The sequence below is a fragment of the Kouleothrix sp. genome (assembly GCF_046328425.1).
Taxonomy (GTDB): Bacteria; Chloroflexota; Chloroflexia; order Chloroflexales; family Roseiflexaceae; genus Kouleothrix.
This window is the reverse complement of record NZ_JAXLWP010000007.1, coordinates 21292-38477: the sequence shown is the minus strand read 5'-3', so window position 1 is coordinate 38477 and position 17186 is coordinate 21292. Positions and strand designations below refer to the sequence as shown.

The window sequence follows — 17186 nt, the reverse complement described above, 5'->3', positions numbered from 1 at the left end:
ATTCAGGTAGTCGGGCGCAGACGGCCGGTAGAAGCAAGCAGAAGGCAAAAGGTAGATAGCATTGATTTCATAGTGATGCTGCCTAGCACCTGACTACGCGCCCCGGCCGCGCCGCAGCACGGCCGCCAGCCGGCCGCGCAGTGCGCGCACCTCGCCCAGGCCCAGCAGCCACGCGCAACCTCCGTACACCAGGCCGCCAAGCATACCAGCCAGCGCCAGCCACAGCGCCAGCGGCACGAAGTCGGCCAGCGGGCGGTAGCCGGGGTTTGGCAGGATCGCCGGCAGCCAGCGCGCCGAAAGGTCGCGCGCCAGCCACAGCGCGGCGGCCGCTGCCAGCGTGGCCAGCAGCATGGCGCCAAGCGCACGCCAGAACGCGCCGCCGAGCCGGCCCAGGCGGCGCTCGAGCAGCAGCAGCAGCGTGGCCGCCTCGGCCGTATTCGCGATGCTGAAGGCCAGCGCCAGCCCCGGCAGCCCGGCGCCAACGCGCGTGAAGCCGGCGCCGAGCGCGATGTTCAGCAGCACCATCGCGCTGCCGACAACCACGGGGGTGCGGGTGTCGTGCATGGCGTAGAAGCTGCGCACAATGATCTCGGCGGCGGCAAAGGCCGCCAGGCCAAGCGCGTAGAACATCAGCGCCTGCGCGGTGAGGGCGGTGGCGTCGGCGCCAAAGCGCCCGCGCTCGAACAGCACGCGCACAGCTGGCGCGGCCAGCACCGCAAGCATCGCGGCGGCCGGCAGCGCCAGAAACAGCACGCTGCGCAGCGCGCCGACGGCGGTATCGCGGAACGCCGCCGTGTCGCCGGCGGCGTGAAGGCGCGCCAGCTGTGGAAAGATCACCGTGCCGAGGCTCAGCGCGATCAGGCCGTGCGGCAGCAGCATCAATGTGAGCGCGTAGCCATTGGCCGCCACTGCGGCGGCGCCGAACAGCGAGGCGAAGCTGCCGACCGCAATCAGGTTGATTTGCCACGCGGCCTGGCCAAACAAGCGCGGCGCCAGCAGCCGGCCGACGCGGCGCAGCTCGGGGGTGCGCAGGCCCAGGCCCGGCGAGTAGCGCGCGCCAACGCGGCGCAGGCCAGGCAGCTGCACCAGCAGAAACAGTGCCGCGCCGGCGATCACGCCGCACACCAGCCCATAGATCCCCAGCCACGGCGCTAACACTAGTGCGCCGCCGATGATGCCCAGGTTGTACAAGTTCGCGCCGATCGCCGGCAGCGAGAAGCGGTCGAATGATTCGAGCGTGGCTTTGGCCAGCCCGCCAATGCCGAGCAGCAGCGGCTGCACCAGCATCAGCCGTAGCAGCTGCACCGTCAGCGCGCGCTGCGGCGCGTCGAAGCCGCTGCCGATGCTGTAGGCCACGATCGGCTCGGCCAGCAGCCCGATCAGCAGGCAGGCCGCCACCAGGCCGATCAGCGCCAGGTTCAGCAGGCCGCTCGCCAGGCGCCAGGCCGCGTCGCCGCGCTGCTCTTCGAGCATGCCCGAAAACACCGGGATGAACGCCGAGCCAAGCGCGCCGCCGGCCACGACAACATAGATCAGATCCAGCACATTGAACGTGGCGCGGTAGGCGCCATATGCGGGCAGTGTGCCAAACTGCGCCGAGATAATCACGTCGCGGATCAGGCCAAGCACGCGGCTTGCGAGGTAGCCGGCGGCGACGATCAGCGTGTTCAACAGCGGGCCAAGGCGCGCGCGCGCCGGCGCGGAATCAAGCCGAGGAGCCATTTGCGCGGTAGGGTGCTTTCTGCTATAATCACACGCCGGTGTGATTGAAATTACGTGAATGCTAGCGCCCATTATAGGGGAGGATCGTCACTTTGGCGAACACCAAGTCATCCGAGAAGCGTATTCGCTCCAACGAGCGCCGCCGCCTGCGCAACCAGATGTATCGCTCGCGCGTGAAGACCATGATCCGCAAGGCCGAGGAGCTGATCTTCTCGGGTGAGTCGAGCGACGAGGCTATTCGCGCAGCCATGAGCACGCTCGACAAGGCTGCGGTGAAGGGCATTATTCATAAGAACAACGCCGCGCGCCGCAAGTCGCGCCTGGCCAAGAAGCTGGTGAAGTACCAGGCGCTGGCCAGCGCCGCGGCCGCTACGCCGGCCAAAGCCCCGCGCAGCACCAAGCGCTCGGCCAAAGCTTAGCCCCAATACCTTTCAAGTACCAAGGCCAGCGGAAGCCTACCACAAAGACTCGGAGGCTCCATATTCTTCGAGTCTTCGAGTCTTCGTGGCTATTTGAAAAGTATTGAGCCTCGCCCCGATCAGCGCCAGCGAACCAGGAACAGAGAGCCGAGAACCGATAATGGTTCTTGGTTCTTTTGGTTCTGCTGCGCGGCACTTTGGTTTCTAGCTCTGGCCGCTACCGGCACAGCTCCACCACAAGCAGCTCGAGCCCGGTCTCGGCGTCGATCCGGCCGGTCTTGCTGGCGTGGTCGAGATCGAGCACGCGGTCGTGCAAATCGGCTAGCTCGGCGGGCGCGAAGCCGCGGGCCTGGTCGATCGCCTTGCGCACGACGAAGGGCTTCTGGCCAAGCCGCGCGGCGATATCGTCGGGGCGCATGCGCTGGTCGGCGAGGTCCTTCACGCTCAGCAAGACGCGCACCTGCCTGGCGATCATGAACAGCAGGTAGGTGGCTGCCTGGCCGTCGTCGAGCAGGCGCCGCAGGCTCTGCAGCGCCGCGCCGCGCCTACGCGCGCTGAGCTCGTCGATGAACGCGAACAGGTTTTGCTCCTGGCCGTCCTGCACCAGCAGATCCACCGTGGCCGCGCCGATCCGCCCGCCGCGCCCGACGTAGCTGGCGAGCTTGTCGAGCTCGTTGAGCAGCGCGCGGCTCTCGTTGCCGACAAAGCTCACCAGCCGCTGCGCCGCCGCGCCGTCGAGGGCCACGCCCAGCGTACGGGCGCGCTCGTTCAGCCAGCGCAGCAGCTCGGCGCCCTCGCGCGGCAGGAACTCGCGCGCGTCGGCGGCCTTCTTCAGGTAGGTGAACACCGCGCCGCGCTTGTCGAAATCCTCGCTCTCGACGAATACCAGGTCGCAGGTTGCCGGCACGCGCTCGAGGTACGCGCGTAGCTCGTCGCGCTCTTTGCCAGCCTTCTGGTGCTTCAGCAGGTCGGTTACGACGACCAAGCGCCGGTCGGCGAGGAACGGGAAGGCCTCGCACGCGGCGATCAGCGTGTCGAGCTTGAGCTTGCGCCCGTCGAGCGTGGCCATGTTCAGGTCGGCCAGGTCGGGCGGCATGGCGGCCTTGAGCGCGGCCAGCGCCTCGCTGCGCGCGAGTTCGTCGGGCCCGTAGAGTAAGTAGAGCATAATCGGCTTTAGGAGTTACGCACTCGCGCTTTTCGGCTTCCTCATTCGCTTGATTACGTACACTTTGGCGGGGGTTTGGGGGCGGTTCGCCGCCCCGCATTCGTATTGTGTTGCACGACGTGGCGACGTCGTGCAACACAATCGATACGTGATCAAGCCAACAGCGAATACATCGGATAGTACCGCAAATACAAAGCCCTACAACTGGCGCGAACGGGCTAGTTTCGAACCTGCAAAAGCAGGTGGGTGCCCGCCCGTGGTCGTCTGCGGCCCGCCGCATATCCCACATTGGAGCATGGCTCCCTTCGAAACTGTGTTGGCTCGAAACAACACCCGCCCACGCTCAGCGTAGGGTGAGTGGATGATAGCACGTTGGCTGGAATTCGGCAAACCGGCGCAGGCAGTGCAGCAGAGAGGCGCGCGCCAGCGTGGTATACTGCAGGGTGATCCGCGCGTTGGCCGCTGTGCCAGGCCGCTCGATACAGAGACTCGCACCTGCCATGATCGACAATGCATCCAACAACAATGTCGCGCTGCGGGCGGATGTCGCGGCGCCTCAGCAAGCCGAGCGCGAGCTGCGCGAGGCGCTGCTGAACCTGGAGGCAGCCGAGCGCCGGGGCAACCTTGGCAGCTGGTCTTTCGATGTCCGCACCGGCGCTGGCTGGTGGTCGCGGCATATGTACCGGATCTTCGGCCGTGACCCTGCCGCCGGCGTGCCAGGCAGCGCCGAGTACCTCGAGCTGCTGCACCCCGACGATCGCGCGAGCATGCTCGCGGTGCTCGAGCAGATGGCGCGCGGCGAGCAGCCCGAGGAGCGCGAGTTTCGTACCAACCCTGCGTGTGCCCAGCCGCGCGTGCTCAGCCCCGAGTACCGTGCCGAAACAAACGCCGACGACCAGATCGTGCGCTTCGCCGGCACTGTGCTCGACATCACCGAGCGCCGGCAGGTCGAACAGCTGCTGCAGGCCAGCGAGCGGCGCTACCAGCTGCTCACCGACTATGTGAACGATATCGTCTGGCAGCTCGACGCGAGCCTGCGGTTCGTATATGCCAGCTCGGCCACCGAGCGCGTGCTGGGCTACGCCGAGCACGAGGTGCGCGGCATGGCGGTTGCTAGCCTGCTGGATGCCGAGGGCATCGCCCGCATGCACGCCGTGATCCAATCACGGCGCGACTCGGAGTTCGGCGCGAACCGGCCGGTCGAGTATAAAATGCGCCACAAAGCCGGCCACTGGGTCGATGTCGAGGTGGTATCGTCGTTGGTGTATGGCGCGGATGGGCGCATTGCCGGGTTTGTGGGCATTACGCGCGATATCACCGAGCGCAAACGCGCCGAGCGCGCCCTGCACTCCAGCGAAGAACAGTACCGCGGCCTGATGGAGAGCCTCGACAATGTGATCGCCACCGTGGACTATGCCGGGCGCTTTCTATATGTGAACGACGTCGCGGCGCGCCAGCTGGGCGCCGTGCCCGAGGCGATGATCGGCCGCACCATGCACGAGCTGTTCCCCAAGCCGGCTGCCGACTACCAGCTGGGCAATGTGCAGCGCGCGATCCGCGAGGACTGCAAGCTGGTGAACGAAGCACAAAGCATCGTACAGAACCGGCCGCGCTGGTATCGCACTACCATCCAGCCCATCCACGACGAGCAGCACCGCGCGATATACGCGCTGATCAACTCAACCGACATTCACGATCTGAAAACCGCGCAGCACGAGCTGGAACAGCTCAATGGCTCGCTTGAGCAGCGCGTGCGCGAGCGCACCGCCGAGGTCCAAGATCTGTACGACAACGCGCCGTGTGGCTACCACTCGCTGGATGCGAGCGGCAGGATCATCCGGATCAACCAGACCGAGCTCAGCTGGCTGGGGTACGCGCGCGACGAGGTGATCGGGCGGCCGTTTACCGATTTTGTGACGCCTGTGGGGGCCGCGCGCTTCCCCGAGCAGTACGCCGAGTTCATACGCTGCGGCTATGCGCGCGATGTCGAGTACGAGCACGTGCGCAAAGACGGCAGCACCTTTCCGGCGCTGCTCAACGCCACCGCGCTCTACGATGCCGCAGGCGGCTATGTCATGAGCCGCACCACCGTGTTCGACAACACCGAGCGCAAGCGCACGGAAGAGACGCTGCGGCGCGCCAATGCCCAGATGCAGCAGGCGATTCGCCTGAAAGACGAGTTCCTGGCGAACATGAGCCACGAGCTGCGCACGCCGCTCAACGCCATTCTGGCCTTCAGCGAGGGCCTGATCGAGCAAACCCGCGGGCGGCTGAACCAGCGCCAGCAGGCCGCGCTCGCCAGCATCGAGGCCAGCGGCCGCCACTTGCTCGCGCTGATCAATGGCATTCTCGATCTTTCCAAGGTCGAGGCCGGGCAGCTCGATCTGCACATCGAGCCTGTGTGGATCGCCGACGCCTGCCAGGCCAGCATGCTGTTTGTCCGAGCGCTGGCCGATAAAAAGGCGCTGACAATGGCGTTCGCGCTGAATGATCATACTGCGATGATCGAGGCCGACCCGCGCCGCCTGAAGCAGATGCTGGTGAACCTGCTGAGCAATGCCGTGAAGTTCACACCGCCGGGCGGCCGGGTGAGCCTCGAGGTCGAGGCCGACGCCGTAGCCGGGGCCGTGCGCTTTGCCGTGCAGGATACCGGCATCGGCATTGCTTCGGCCGATCTGCCGCGGCTGTTTCAGCCGTTCAGCCAGCTCGACTCGAGCCTGAGCCGCCAGCACGAGGGCACCGGGCTGGGCCTGGTGCTGGTGCGGCGCCTGGCCGAGCTGCACGGCGGCACCGTCACAGTGGAAAGTACGCCCGGCCAGGGCAGCTGCTTCAGATTGATCTTGCCGTACCGGCCGCCGGCCGGCCAGGCATTGCCGTGATGCTACAATAGACTGTATTGGACGTGGGGGTTTGGGGGCCGCAGGCCCCCAAATCTCCTTTTGGTGGGGCGTCTATGGTAGCTTTGCTACCATAGACGCCCCACCAGGGAGGTTCGGAGGGCTTTGCCCCTCCGGCTCCCCTATTTCCGATAAGGTCTCATACGCCTGGAATTGCATTTCAGCATAAGGAAGCTACAATGCGCGCGCAACGAACCTCAGTTTTTAGCCGGCCGCGCTCGCGCACGTTGATCTCGGTCGCGGTGATCGCGCTTGGCTTGGCAATCGCGGTGTTCTTTGGCCTGCGCTCGATCAGCTCGGTGCGGCAGCTGAACTACATCCGCGAGCAGGGCCTCGACCGTGGTACCGCCAGCGTGGACGCGATCCGCGGCTGGATGAACATCCGCTTTATTGCGGTGGCCTACGCCGTGCCGGAAGAGTACTTGTACTCGCAGCTGAACATCCCCTTCGATCAGCGAAGTGCCGAGCGCTCGCTGATGGACCTGAATAAAGACTTCAAGCTTGGCGATTCGCCCAACGGCCGCTACCCAGCGATCATCGACACCGTGCGCAACGCGGTTACCGCCTACCGCGCCAACCCGGTGGCCACCGGCCTGCGCGATGTGCGGCCGTGGATGAGTGTGCGCTACATCGCGAACAGCATGGGTGTGCCCGAGGCGCGGATCTTCGCGGCGCTGAACATCGCCAGCGCGGGCAACGAGAACAAGCCGCTCGATATGCTGAGCAACGATCTGCACTACCCCGGCGGCCCGCGCGCGCTGGTCGACGCGGTGAAGCAGGCGCTGGTGCAGCCGGGGAGCACGCAATGAATCTGAGCGATCTCAACGATCTGCTGCTGAGCGCGGTGGTGACGTATGGCGCCACCGCGCTTGGTCTGGTGCTGCTGCTTGCGGCGGTCGGGCTGCCGCTGCCGAGCACGCTGTGCGTGCTGGCCGGAGGCGCGTTTGTGCAGCAGGGCGTGCTCGACCCGTACAGTACGTTCGTGCTCGCGCTGGTGGGCGCGGTGATCGGCGATATGCTGAGCTACGGGATCGGCTGGGTGCTGCATCGCCCGATCCAGCGGCGCTACGGCCAATCGGCGGCGTGGCTGCGCGCCGAGGCGTACTTCGCGCGCCGCGCGGCGATTGCGGTGTTTCTGACGCGCTGCGTGCTGACGCCGATCGCGCTGCCGATCAACCTGGTGGCCGGCGGCAGCGGCTACTCGGTGGGCCGCTTCGCGCTGTACGATGCGGCAGGGGAGCTGGCCTGGCTGGCGGGCTATGGCACCCTCGGCTATGTCTTCGGTAGCCAGTGGGAGTATGTGAGCGACGTGGTGAGCAATGCCAGCGGCGTACTGGTAGGCCTGCTGATCGCCGGCGTCGGCGGCTTTGCGCTGCTGCGCTGGCAGCGCGGGGCTGCGGCAAGCGCGCCCTCGCCGGTGCCGATGCCCGAGCCTGGCCTGGCGGCGCGGCTGCCGGAAGAGTAGTGGAACAATTCTGAAAATCGATCGTCATATGCATACAAGTGTCACGAAATGTGAGCCTGGAGGGTGCATATGCGGCGAATTCTGTTCTTCGCGCTGGCGCTGGCACTGTGCGCCGCAATTCTGCTCGCGCTGCCGCGCGCACCCGCACCCGGCGCGGCACTGCCCAGCCCCGGCGCGCGGGTGACGCAGGTCGATAGCTCGAGCTACCCCGATGTGACGCTGTTTGTCGGCGTTGCCGACGCCGCCGGCCAGCCGGTGGGCGGCTTGCGCGCGGCCGACTTCCAGGTGAGCGAAGATGGCGCGCCGGTGACAATCGACCGCTTTGCCGGTGGCGCGGGCGCGGTGGCCGCCGCGCTGGTGATCGACCACTCGGGCAGCATGGCCGAGCGCGACAAGATCGGCGGCGCCCGCGACGCGGCCCAGGCGTTTGTCGATCAGATGCGCCCCGACGATCGCACCGCGCTGATCGCCTTCAATTCCGACGCCGAAACCCTCACGCCCTTCACCGCCGACCAGCAGGCGCTTGACCGAGCCATCGGGCGCATCCGGCCCGACGGCGGCACTGCCCTCTACGATAGCCTGATCGCCGGCGTCGACGCGCTGAGCGACGCGCACGGCCGCCGCGCGCTGCTCTTGCTGACCGACGGCCAGGATTGCCGCGAGTCGGACACCTGCGCCGCCAGCTATGGCAGCCGCCACACGCTCGACCAGGCGATAGCCTACGCCAACCAGCATGCCCAGCCGGTGTACGTGATTGGCGTGGGCGAGCGCGGCAGCGACATGCGCGATGGGATCGACGAGGCTGTGCTGGCGCGGATCGCTCGCGAGACCGGCGGCGAGTATTTCTATACCCCCGACGCTGCCCAGCTGGCAGCGCTGTACCGCAAGCTGTCATCCGATATTCAGCAGGAGTACGCGCTGACGTACCGCAGCCCGCGGCCGTTCTACGACGGCACGCGCCGCGATATTCGCGTTGGCGTGGCCGGCGCGCCTGTGGCCAGCGGCGGCTATGTCGAGCGCCACCTGATCAACGTGCGCTCCGACCCGCTCGTGGGGGTGCTGCTGCTGCTGCCGCTGCTTGGCGCGCTGTGGCTGCCGGGCGTGCTGCGCCGCCGCGCCGCGCCTGTGCGTGCGGGCGCAGCGCTTCCGTCGATCGTGGTGCTGCCGCCAGATCTGCCGCACTGCAGCAGCTGCGACGCGCCGCTGCTGCGCGTGGGGGCGCGCTTCTGCGCCGAGTGCGGCGCGGCGCAAATGCCTGAGCCGGCTGTGGCGACGCGCAGCTTCTGCGACCAATGCGGCCGCCCGATGCGCGCCGGCGCGAATTTCTGCGCGGGCTGCGGCGCCACCAAACCTACCAGCTTGCATCCCGCCAACTTGTAACTGGCCACCTGTATTATTCGGAGCAGCCATGAACAAAACCATGCAGATCTACTATACCGCCGTGTTGGGCGCGCTGGGCGGCCTGGCGGGCTGGTGGCTCATGGGTAGCCTGCCGACTGGCGCGTGGAATGTGTGGCTGGCGTACCCGCTGGTGGGCCTGGGGCTGGGCGCGTGCATTGGCGGCTGCCTGGCCGCCACCGACGGCGCGATTGTCAAGCGCAGCGCCGGACGGGCGCTACGCGACGGGCTCGCCGGCGCGCTGACGGGTGGGCTGGCAGGGCTGGCCGGGCTGCTGCTGGCCGAGGCCGGGTTTCTGGCGATCGGCGGCGGGCTGCTGGGGCGCACGCTGGGCTGGATGGCGCTGGGCGGGCTGATCGGGCTGAGCGATCTGCTGGTGCGCCGGCGGCTCAACCGCGCGCTCTATGGCGGGCTGGGCGGGCTGGTCGGCGGCCTTACCGGCGGCGCGCTGTACGAGCTGCTGACGCAGGCGTTTCTGGCGCGCAGCGATCGCGCCCAAATCGTCGTTGGCGCGGTTGGCCTGATCGTGCTGGGCGCCTGCATTGGCGCGCTCATCCCGCTGGCGCGCCAGGTGCTCGCCCGCGGCGAGCTGCGCGTGCTCAGCGGCGAGCAGGCTGGGCTGGTGCGCGAGGTGACCGACACCGCCACGATTGGCCGCGACGATGGCTGTGATGTGTACCTGCCCGACCGCTCGCTGGCCTGGCGCCACGCGCTGGTGCGGCGCAGTGGCGCTGGCTTCGCTCTTGAAGTGCTGCCTGGCGCCGAGCAAGGCGCGCTGATCGGCGGGCAGGTAGTGGCGCCAGGCGCGGCGCTGCCGCTCCACGGCGGCGAGCAGATCCAGCTTGGCGAAACCCGGCTCGAGTTTCTTGAGCGCGGCTGAGCGCGGCATCAAAGTTGCTCTGCTTCGCCAGAATGCGATTTGTAGAACGGAGGAGCTTGTGAAGCAGAAGCGGAAACAGAAGCTCTCGGGTAAGCCGCCGAAGGACGCTGGCTTGGCGGATGAGCGCTCCAAGCGCGGCCAGGCTGGTGGTGCCAGCCCTGCCGATCAGCTTGGCGCCACCGAGCAGGATGTTCAGCCACTCACACCGCCGCCAGCCGATACGCCCGAGCGCCAGCCGATGCTTCCGCGCAAGCGCTATGTGAGCGACGCCGAGGACGAGATCGACCCGGCCGACGAGCTGACGCCTGGCTAGCCTGGCTGCCGCAGGCTCAATCTCGTCGCTTGAGGAAGCCGAAGAGCGCAACTGCGTAAATCCTTTTGGCATCAACTCATACTTACCTGAGCTCGGGGGTAGCAATGCTGCCCCCGAATTTCTTTTGCCGCGTGTTTGTGGGCGAAAGGATGGTTGCGTTGACGCGCCGCTGGCTCTGGCGTATAATACACTTGAACACTTGCTCAATTGATATATTGAGAAGCTGTTTGAAATCAGTATTATGACTTACGCAGTTGGCGCATTTGCCTTCGGCAGAGCAGTACTATGCTCCGTATCGTGTGCGATTCTTCCGCGCGGAGCACGGAAAACCGCACACGGAAGATGAAAAATACGCTGTTCGCTTGATCACGTATAGATTATGTTGCACTACGTGGCGAAGCCAGGTAGTGCAACATAATAAGAAATTTGGGGGCGGCGAAGCTGCCTCGAAACCCCTAGCAAAGTGTACGTAATCAAGCGAATGGCGAGCAGATCAAAGGAGCGCGCATGACTCTTCAAACAGTGACACTGGCGCGACCGAGCATTTTGCCGCAGAGCGCCGATTGCGATTGCTGCGCCGAGCATCTGGCGGCGGCGCTGCGTGCCTGCGCCGGCGTGGCGGTGGCGCGGCTCGATGGCGCGCAGCTGGTGCTCGAAGTCGAGCCGGGCCTGGCCGGTGCGGGCGCGGCCGAGCGGCTGGCACTGGCCGAAGGCCAGCGCATCGCCGCGCGCTACGATCACCCAGTGTTCGCGGTTGAAGGGATGGACTGCGCCGACTGCGCGCGCACATTTGAGCGCGCGGTCGAGCGGCTTGCCGGCGTTCACTATGCGAGCGTGAACTTCGCCGCGGCGCGGCTGCGGCTGGAGTACGACCGCGAGATGACGTCGGTCGAGGCAGTGCGCGCGCTGGCGCAGCGACTGGGCTACCGCCTGCAGGCCCCCGATGCGCTCGCTGCTGCGCCCGCGCTGGTGGGCGAAACATGCGCGCCTGGCGCGTGCGACTGTGCGCACGACGATGCGGATCACGACGGCCACGTGCACGATCACGCTCAGGCGCCGGCCGCCGAGGATCGCGCGCGCCGCATGCTGCCGGGCCTGCGCGCGTTTGTGCAGCAGCGCCCGCGCGACGTGCTGACGATGGCCAGCGGTGCGCTGATCGCGGCGGCCTGGCTTGGCGGGCTGCTGGGTATGCCGGCCGGTGTTTCTGCCGGGCTTTACGTTGCCGCGACGCTGGCCGGCGGGGCGCTGGTGGCGCGCGCCGGCTGGGCCGCGCTGATCGCCACTCGCAGCTTCGACATCAACCTGCTGATGACGATTGCGGCGCTGGGGGCGCTGGCGATTGGCGAGTACGCCGAGGGCGCGACGGTGGTGTTTCTGTTTGCGCTTGGTAACGCGCTCGAAGGCTACACCATGGATCGAGCGCGCCGCTCGATACGCCAGCTCATGCAGCTTGCGCCGGCTACCGCGCTGGTGCTGCGGCCGAGCGCCAGGCCCGCCGATGCTCAAGATCACCAGCATCCTACGCCAGGCTCGCAAGCCGAGCTTCGCGGCTCTTTCGACGAGGTGCGCGTGCCGATCGGCCAGGTTCGCGTCGGCGAGACGATTGCGATCCGCCCGGGCGACCGGGTGCCGCTCGACGCAGTGGTGCTGGCCGGCACGAGCGCCGTGAACCAGGCGCCGATCACCGGCGAGAGCATGCCGGTGGAGAAGAGTGCCGGCGCCGAGCTGTACGCCGGCAGCATCAACGGCGCCGGCGCGCTTGAGGCCCGCGTGACGCGCGTGGCGAACGACTCGACGCTGGCGCGGATCATCCACCTGGTCGAAGAGGCGCAGTCGCAGAAATCGCGCGCGCAGCGCTTTGTCGACGTGTTCGCGCGCCGCTACACCCCGGCGGTGATTGTGCTGGCGGTGCTGGTGGCGCTGCTGCCGCCGCTGCTGGCCGGCGGCGCGTGGGCGCTGTGGTTCTACCGCGCGCTGGTGCTGCTGGTGATCGCCTGCCCGTGCGCGCTGGTGATCTCGACGCCGGTGAGCATTGTCAGTGCAATCAGCGCTGCGGCGCGCGCCGGCGTGCTGTTCAAGGGCGGCGCGTCGCTCGAGGCAGCCGGCAGGTTGCGCGCGATCGCGTTCGATAAGACCGGCACGCTGACGGCGGGCAAGCCGGTGGTGACGGATGTTGACCCAATCGAGGGTGGCAGCCTGCGGCTCGTGGAGCACCGCGACGAATCGGCGATCTACAACCTGCAATCGGCAATGCTATCACTTGCCGCGGCCGTCGAGCGCCGCTCGACGCACCCGCTGGCACGGGCGATCGTCGCTGCGGCCGAGGCGCGTGGCCTGGCGATCCCGGCCGCTTCTGGCCACCAGATGTCTGGTGGGCGCGGCGCGAGCGCGCTGGTGGAAGGGCGGGCCGCGCTTGTCGGCAACCGGGCGCTGTTTGGCGGCCAGCTGATCCCGGCCGAGCTCGACGCGCGCTACGCCGAGCTGGAGCGCTCCGGCCGCACCGCCATGCTGGTGTGCTACGACGGCGCGTTTCTGGGGGTGCTGGCCGCTGCCGACCAGGCCCGGCCCGAGAGCCGGGCGGCGGTTGCGGCGCTCAGGCGCCAGGGCATCGCGCACATTGGCATGCTCACCGGCGACGCCGCCGCAGTCGCCGCGCGTGTCGCGGATGAGGTTGTGGTTGACGAGGCGCGCGCCGGGCTGCTGCCCGAGCAGAAGCTGGCGGCGATCGGCGAGCTGGCCGCGCGCTACGGCAGCGTCGCGATGGTCGGCGACGGCGTGAACGACGCGCCGGCGCTGGCGCGCGCTACTGTGGGCATCGCGATGGGCGCGGCCGGCAGCGATGCCGCGCTCGAAACAGCCGACGTGACGCTTATGTCGGATGACCTTGGCAAGCTGCCATTCGCGATCGGCCTGAGCCGCGCGGCGCGGCGTGTGATTATGCAAAATGTGGTGTTCGCGCTGGCGGTGAAGGCCGTGTTTCTGGGAGCTACGCTCCTCGGCGCCGCGACGCTGTGGATGGCGGTGTTCGCCGACACCGGCGCGGCGCTGATTGTGATCGCGAATGGCATGCGGCTGCTGCGCTACCGGCCCGATTCTACGCAGTAGCCCAGCCGCCCCACGGCATCCAGCGCCGCGCGCCCGGCCGCGCGGGGTCGAGCGCGAACAAGCGCACCCAGCCGTTTTCGAACAGCGCGCGTACGCGCGGCTGCTCCTCGAGCACGCGCTCGATCCGCGCGCACGGCGCCTCGACGATCACGTGCAGCCGCAGCGGCTCGTGATACCAGCTGCCGTCGGGCGCGTAGACCGACTGAGCCGCCAGGCCGGTGCGCAGGTCGCCGCCATTCCCCAGCACCACGCCTAGCTCGCCGATGCGGTTGTGCAGCGCCTTGCTGCCACAGCCGAATACCCGGTTGTCGACGGTCGAGGCGAAGTACTGCCAGTTGATCCACGAGGCCACCACCATCGGCGCGCTCAGGATCAGCGTGAGGATCGAGCCGTCGTGGTCGCTGCTCCAGTCGTATTCGTGCAGAAAAGCGCGCCCTTGCAGGTCGACGCCGCGGGTGCGCGCGCGCGGCGCCGCGATAAACGCTGCGTTGCGCGCCAGCCCCCACTCGGGCCGCGTCTCCGACCAGTCGCGCGCGCGCTGGCGCAGCAGCCGGCCCAGCCCGGCGCGCGGCGCTACCCCGAGCGCCGGGGCGCGCTCGGCGCGGGTGGCCGCACCAGCGCGCTCGAGCCAGACCTCGAGCTGCGCGATGTCGGGCTGGTGGCTTGCGGGTATGCGCTGGCGATCGAGCAGGCGCACTGCGTCGGTGGTGGTATCGTGCACTGCCGGTACGAACCAGGTGTCGTCGGGCAGCGTGAAGCCGCGTTCCGGCAGCCCCGCGCGCACGGCGGGGTCGTTCAGCAGCGCGGCGGCTACGCGCGCATTCAGCTGGCCGCCATGGCCGCCGCACGCGCCACAATCGAGCCCGGCGGCGTGCGGGTTGTTTTCGCTCTGGCCGGCGTGCCCGCATAGCAGCACCAGCCGCGCGTACGGGCCGCGCATCCCCATGTTTTTCAGCATGCCGGCTGCCAGATCGAGCCGCTGGCCCAGCGCGATGCCGCCGCGCGCGCCCGGCTCGAGCGCGATCGGCAGCTGGCCCTCGTCGACGCGGCGCGCGCGCAGCAGCCGCAGGGCATCCCCCGCCAGCGCGAGCCCATAGGCCGCGCCCAGCGTCTCGACCACTGAGAACGCGGCTGGGGTGGCCAGCAGGTGTTTCAGCAGCGTTGGGCCGGCGCTGTTGGCTGCTGGCGCTTCGAGGCGTACCGCAGGCGACAGGAGCACCGGGCAGCGCGCACTGCTGCTGCCACCGCTCGCCCAGTCGATGCTCACGCCAAAGAAGCCGGCGAAGCCGCGCGTCTCGACTGTAGGCGCCTGGGCTTCGAGGTGCCGCCGCAGTGGCTCCGAGCGCACGTCGATGCAGAAGATCGCCTGGGCGGCCGGCCGCTCGCCGTGCGCTTCCGGCGCCGGTGGGTTCAGCGCGCCAAGCAGCCGGCGAGCGTAGCCCTGCTCGAGTGCATCTTGAAACACCTCGAGCGTGGCTTCGTCTTCGAGCGCCGGCGGCGCGGCGCTCGGGCGTAGGCCGCCGCGCCGCGGGGCCAGCTCGGCCACTGCCGCGTCGGCGCAGGCGCGGATTGCCAGCAGATCGAGCACCGCGCCCGGCTGGTCTTCGTGCTGCCACGCTTCGCGGCGCAGGTACGCGGCCCAGCCGTAGACGCCGGCCAGCAGCCGGTACAGGTACTCGGTGCGCTGCGAGCCAGGCACCTTTCGCCGCGCGAGTACCTCTGCGAGCGCATCGAGCGGCTGGCTGGGCAGCTCGCGCGCCCACGACCGCCAGCCTTCCAGCCCCGCGATCTCGAGCGAGCGGTCGATTGGCGCGGCGGCGCGCCACGTCGCAAACAGGCCGCCGTCGCAGGTGGCCGGCTGGGCTGCGTGCGCGGCGCACCACAGCGCCGTGTGGCGTGCCAGGGTGTCGCTCCACTCGCCGCCGTAGCGCCGGTCGTGCTGCTCGGCGAATGTCTCGACGGCGGCGGCTTCGCGCATCGGCATGGGCTGCGCGCCCGCGAGGATCGCCTGGAGCGCGGTTGGATCGTGGCCGGCGCGCACCGCTGCCGCCGCAATGTCGGCGGCGCCAAACGCGCCGTCGCGCCAGCGCGCCCGGTAGAACTCAATGCCCGGCAGCACCTGGCCGCCCAAGCCGTCGCGCACGATGCGCGCCGCCTCGGCCAGCGGGCGCCCGGCGAAGCCCAGAAAAGGGTTGACGGCGACATACTCGCCCAGCGGCCAGAGCGGCGGGATGCGCCGGCACACCGCGACGACGTCATTCCACAGATCAGCGGCTGGGTCGTGGCGCATACCCGCGACCGGCCGGGTGGTTGTTTCGGCAAGCTCAAGCATTGGGAAGCCTCCTGCGCGCGCTGTCGTTCCACAATCGATCCACCACTTGATTCGCGATCTGGCCAAGGTAGAAGCCGTGGGTGGCGTGCACCACCAGCGCGCGGCCGGCGGGGCTACGGCCGGCGGCTGGCCACAATGCGCGGGCAATAGTCAGCCCGGCGCACGCAAGCACGGCCAGCAGCGCGGCGGCCCAAGCCACTGGCCCGCGCGGCGTGGCGAAGGCGCCAAACACTGGCGCGTAAAAGGCTGCTGCGGCGCGGTAAAGCCCAAGCGCCAGCAGCGCAGCCCCGGCGCTAGCGGCGATCGCGAGCGCGATGCGGTAGCGTACTACCGCCAAAGGCTGGGCGAGCAGCGCCGCCCACAGCTGGCCGATTGACAGCGCGACAATCGCGCTGAGCGCCAGCTCGCCCGGCGAGTGCGCCGGGTTGAAACCGGTGATCTGGGCTGCGAGCGCCAGCGCCGGCAGCGCCGCCAGCGTGCCTGCCAGGCTCAGCACAAGCATGCGCTGCGGCGTGGCGGCTGGCGCGGGCCGGGCCTGCGGCAGCCCGCCGGTGCGCAGGAACGCCCAGGCTTTGTAGCAGCCGTGCCCGACAATATGTAGCACCGCCGCGGGAAACGCCGCCAGCCCGCACTGCACGAACATGAAGCCCATCTGGCTCACCGTAGACCACGCCAGCGTACGTTTTACGTCGGGCTGCGCCCACATCACCAGCATGCCCAGCGCAGCGGTGACGGCGCCAACCAGCACGAGCGCGAGCAGCACGCCAGGGGTCTGCGCGAGCAGGGGCGCGAAGCGCAGCAGCAGCACGCCGCCGGCGTTGATGATCCCGGCGTGCATCAGCGCCGACACCGGCGTAGGCGCCTCCATGGTCTCGGGCAGCCAGCTGTGGAATGGAAACTGGGCCGATTTGGCCAGCGCCGCCAGCGCAATGAGCAGCGCCACGCTGGTGCTCGCGCCTGGCTCGGCCGCGGCCCGCCCGAGCGCGGTGGGGATGTCGAGCGTGCCCCAGGCCAGCCAGATCAGCGCGGCGGCGGCCAGCAGCGCGACGTCGCCGATCCGGCTGATCAGAAACTTTTTGCGCGCCGTCCGCCGCGCCTCGGCCCGCTCGCGGTAGAACGTCAGCAGCTGGTGTAGCCCCAGGCTCGTCAGCGACCACGCCGCGAAGAGCAGGGCCATGTGCGTTGCGATCATGAGCACGAATGCGGCGGCGGTGGTGAACGCGAGCCAGTGCAGAAAGCGGCGCTGCCCCGGCTCGCCTGCGAGGTAGCGCAGCGCGAAGCGGTAGGTCACGGCGCCAATGCCCGCCACCAGCAGCAGCAGCGTCGCGTTCAGCCGGTCGATTGTGGTGCCTGCTAAGCGGATAGGCTGCGGTGCAAGCGCCTGGCTCAGCAGCAGCAGCGCTGCCAGGCCGGCTAGCCCGGCCAGCAGCGCCAGCAGGCCACGCTCGGCCCAGCCAGCTTGTTCGTGATCCATCGTCGTATTCCTCCGC

At 68.5% G+C, this 17186-nt stretch carries 12 protein-coding genes and 1 other RNA gene; 8 read left to right on the top strand and 5 right to left on the bottom strand.

The genetic code is table 11. The annotated features are described in order from the left end of the window. Positions 1-93: 93 nt before the first annotated feature. Positions 94-1722, bottom strand: a complete 1629-nt coding sequence (gene murJ, locus U0177_RS07525; RefSeq protein WP_409569989.1) for a murein biosynthesis integral membrane protein MurJ — start codon at positions 1720-1722, stop codon at positions 94-96. A gap of 92 nt (positions 1723-1814) precedes the next feature. On the opposite strand from murJ, the gene rpsT reads away from it, so the two are divergent. Continuing rightward, on the top strand, positions 1815-2141 hold the full coding sequence (gene rpsT, locus U0177_RS07520) for a 30S ribosomal protein S20 (RefSeq protein WP_409569988.1): 327 nt from the start codon (positions 1815-1817) through the stop codon (positions 2139-2141). 217 nt (positions 2142-2358) lie between these two features. On the opposite strand, the gene holA is transcribed toward rpsT, so the two are convergent. After that, the gene (holA, locus tag U0177_RS07515) at positions 2359-3306 is read right to left on the bottom strand and encodes a DNA polymerase III subunit delta (protein WP_409569987.1); all 948 of its coding nucleotides are present in this window, start codon (positions 3304-3306) and stop codon (positions 2359-2361) included. A gap of 191 nt (positions 3307-3497) precedes the next feature. Continuing rightward, positions 3498-3664: non-coding RNA, 6S RNA (gene ssrS / locus U0177_RS07510), on the bottom strand. A gap of 142 nt (positions 3665-3806) precedes the next feature. Between ssrS and U0177_RS07505 the strand changes: the two genes are divergently transcribed. The 7 genes from U0177_RS07505 (at position 3807) to U0177_RS07475 (ending at position 13364) form a co-directional block, all read left to right on the top strand. Then, positions 3807-6185, top strand: a complete 2379-nt coding sequence (locus tag U0177_RS07505) for a PAS domain S-box protein (protein WP_409569986.1) — start codon at positions 3807-3809, stop codon at positions 6183-6185. 197 nt (positions 6186-6382) lie between these two features. Next, positions 6383-7012, top strand: a complete 630-nt coding sequence (locus tag U0177_RS07500) for a hypothetical protein (RefSeq protein WP_409569985.1) — start codon at positions 6383-6385, stop codon at positions 7010-7012. After that, positions 7009-7668: a DedA family protein gene (locus U0177_RS07495; RefSeq protein WP_409569984.1), complete on the top strand. Its 660-nt coding sequence runs from the start codon at positions 7009-7011 to the stop codon at positions 7666-7668. The genes U0177_RS07500 and U0177_RS07495 overlap by 4 nt, the downstream gene beginning before the upstream one ends. Positions 7669-7737: 69 nt before the next feature. Continuing rightward, complete coding sequence (locus tag U0177_RS07490) at positions 7738-9048, top strand: VWA domain-containing protein (RefSeq protein WP_409569983.1); 1311 nt, start codon at positions 7738-7740, stop codon at positions 9046-9048. 28 nt (positions 9049-9076) lie between these two features. Further along, the gene (locus U0177_RS07485) at positions 9077-9946 is read left to right on the top strand and encodes an FHA domain-containing protein (RefSeq protein ID WP_409569982.1); all 870 of its coding nucleotides are present in this window, start codon (positions 9077-9079) and stop codon (positions 9944-9946) included. A 58-nt stretch (positions 9947-10004) separates the two neighbouring features. After that, positions 10005-10259 carry a hypothetical protein gene (locus U0177_RS07480; RefSeq protein WP_409569981.1) on the top strand — a complete coding sequence of 85 codons (255 nt, stop codon included), beginning with the start codon at positions 10005-10007 and terminating at the stop codon, positions 10257-10259. Between the two features lie 507 nt (positions 10260-10766). After that, positions 10767-13364 (top strand): heavy metal translocating P-type ATPase, encoded by a 2598-nt coding sequence (locus U0177_RS07475; protein WP_409569980.1) that lies wholly within the window; start codon positions 10767-10769, stop codon positions 13362-13364. Here the strand turns inward: U0177_RS07475 and U0177_RS07470 are convergent. Together U0177_RS07470 and U0177_RS07465 are read right to left on the bottom strand one after the other, a co-directional pair. Further along, positions 13354-15696: a DUF2309 domain-containing protein gene (locus tag U0177_RS07470; RefSeq protein WP_409569979.1), complete on the bottom strand. Its 2343-nt coding sequence runs from the start codon at positions 15694-15696 to the stop codon at positions 13354-13356. The two genes, U0177_RS07475 and U0177_RS07470, sit on opposite strands and share 11 nt — an antisense overlap. Then, on the bottom strand, positions 15689-17170 hold the full coding sequence (locus U0177_RS07465) for a proton-conducting transporter membrane subunit (protein WP_409569978.1): 1482 nt from the start codon (positions 17168-17170) through the stop codon (positions 15689-15691). Before U0177_RS07465 ends, U0177_RS07470 begins: the two co-directional genes overlap by 8 nt. Positions 17171-17186 lie beyond the last annotated feature (16 nt).

Bases quoted from the DNA above. Each gene is read 5' to 3' on its own strand.
- U0177_RS07500 (WP_409569985.1), top strand. From the start codon at position 6,383: ATGCGCGCGCAACGAACCTCAGTTTTTAGCCGGCCGCGCTCGCGCACG.
- holA (WP_409569987.1), bottom strand. From the start codon at position 3,306: ATGCTCTACTTACTCTACGGGCCCGACGAACTCGCGCGCAGCGAGGCG.
- U0177_RS07485 (WP_409569982.1), top strand. From the start codon at position 9,077: ATGAACAAAACCATGCAGATCTACTATACCGCCGTGTTGGGCGCGCTG.
- U0177_RS07470 (WP_409569979.1), bottom strand. From the start codon at position 15,696: ATGCTTGAGCTTGCCGAAACAACCACCCGGCCGGTCGCGGGTATGCGC.
- U0177_RS07505 (WP_409569986.1), top strand. From the start codon at position 3,807: ATGATCGACAATGCATCCAACAACAATGTCGCGCTGCGGGCGGATGTC.
- U0177_RS07490 (WP_409569983.1), top strand. From the start codon at position 7,738: ATGCGGCGAATTCTGTTCTTCGCGCTGGCGCTGGCACTGTGCGCCGCA.
- murJ (WP_409569989.1), bottom strand. From the start codon at position 1,722: ATGGCTCCTCGGCTTGATTCCGCGCCGGCGCGCGCGCGCCTTGGCCCG.
- U0177_RS07495 (WP_409569984.1), top strand. From the start codon at position 7,009: ATGAATCTGAGCGATCTCAACGATCTGCTGCTGAGCGCGGTGGTGACG.
- U0177_RS07475 (WP_409569980.1), top strand. From the start codon at position 10,767: ATGACTCTTCAAACAGTGACACTGGCGCGACCGAGCATTTTGCCGCAG.
- U0177_RS07465 (WP_409569978.1), bottom strand. From the start codon at position 17,170: ATGGATCACGAACAAGCTGGCTGGGCCGAGCGTGGCCTGCTGGCGCTG.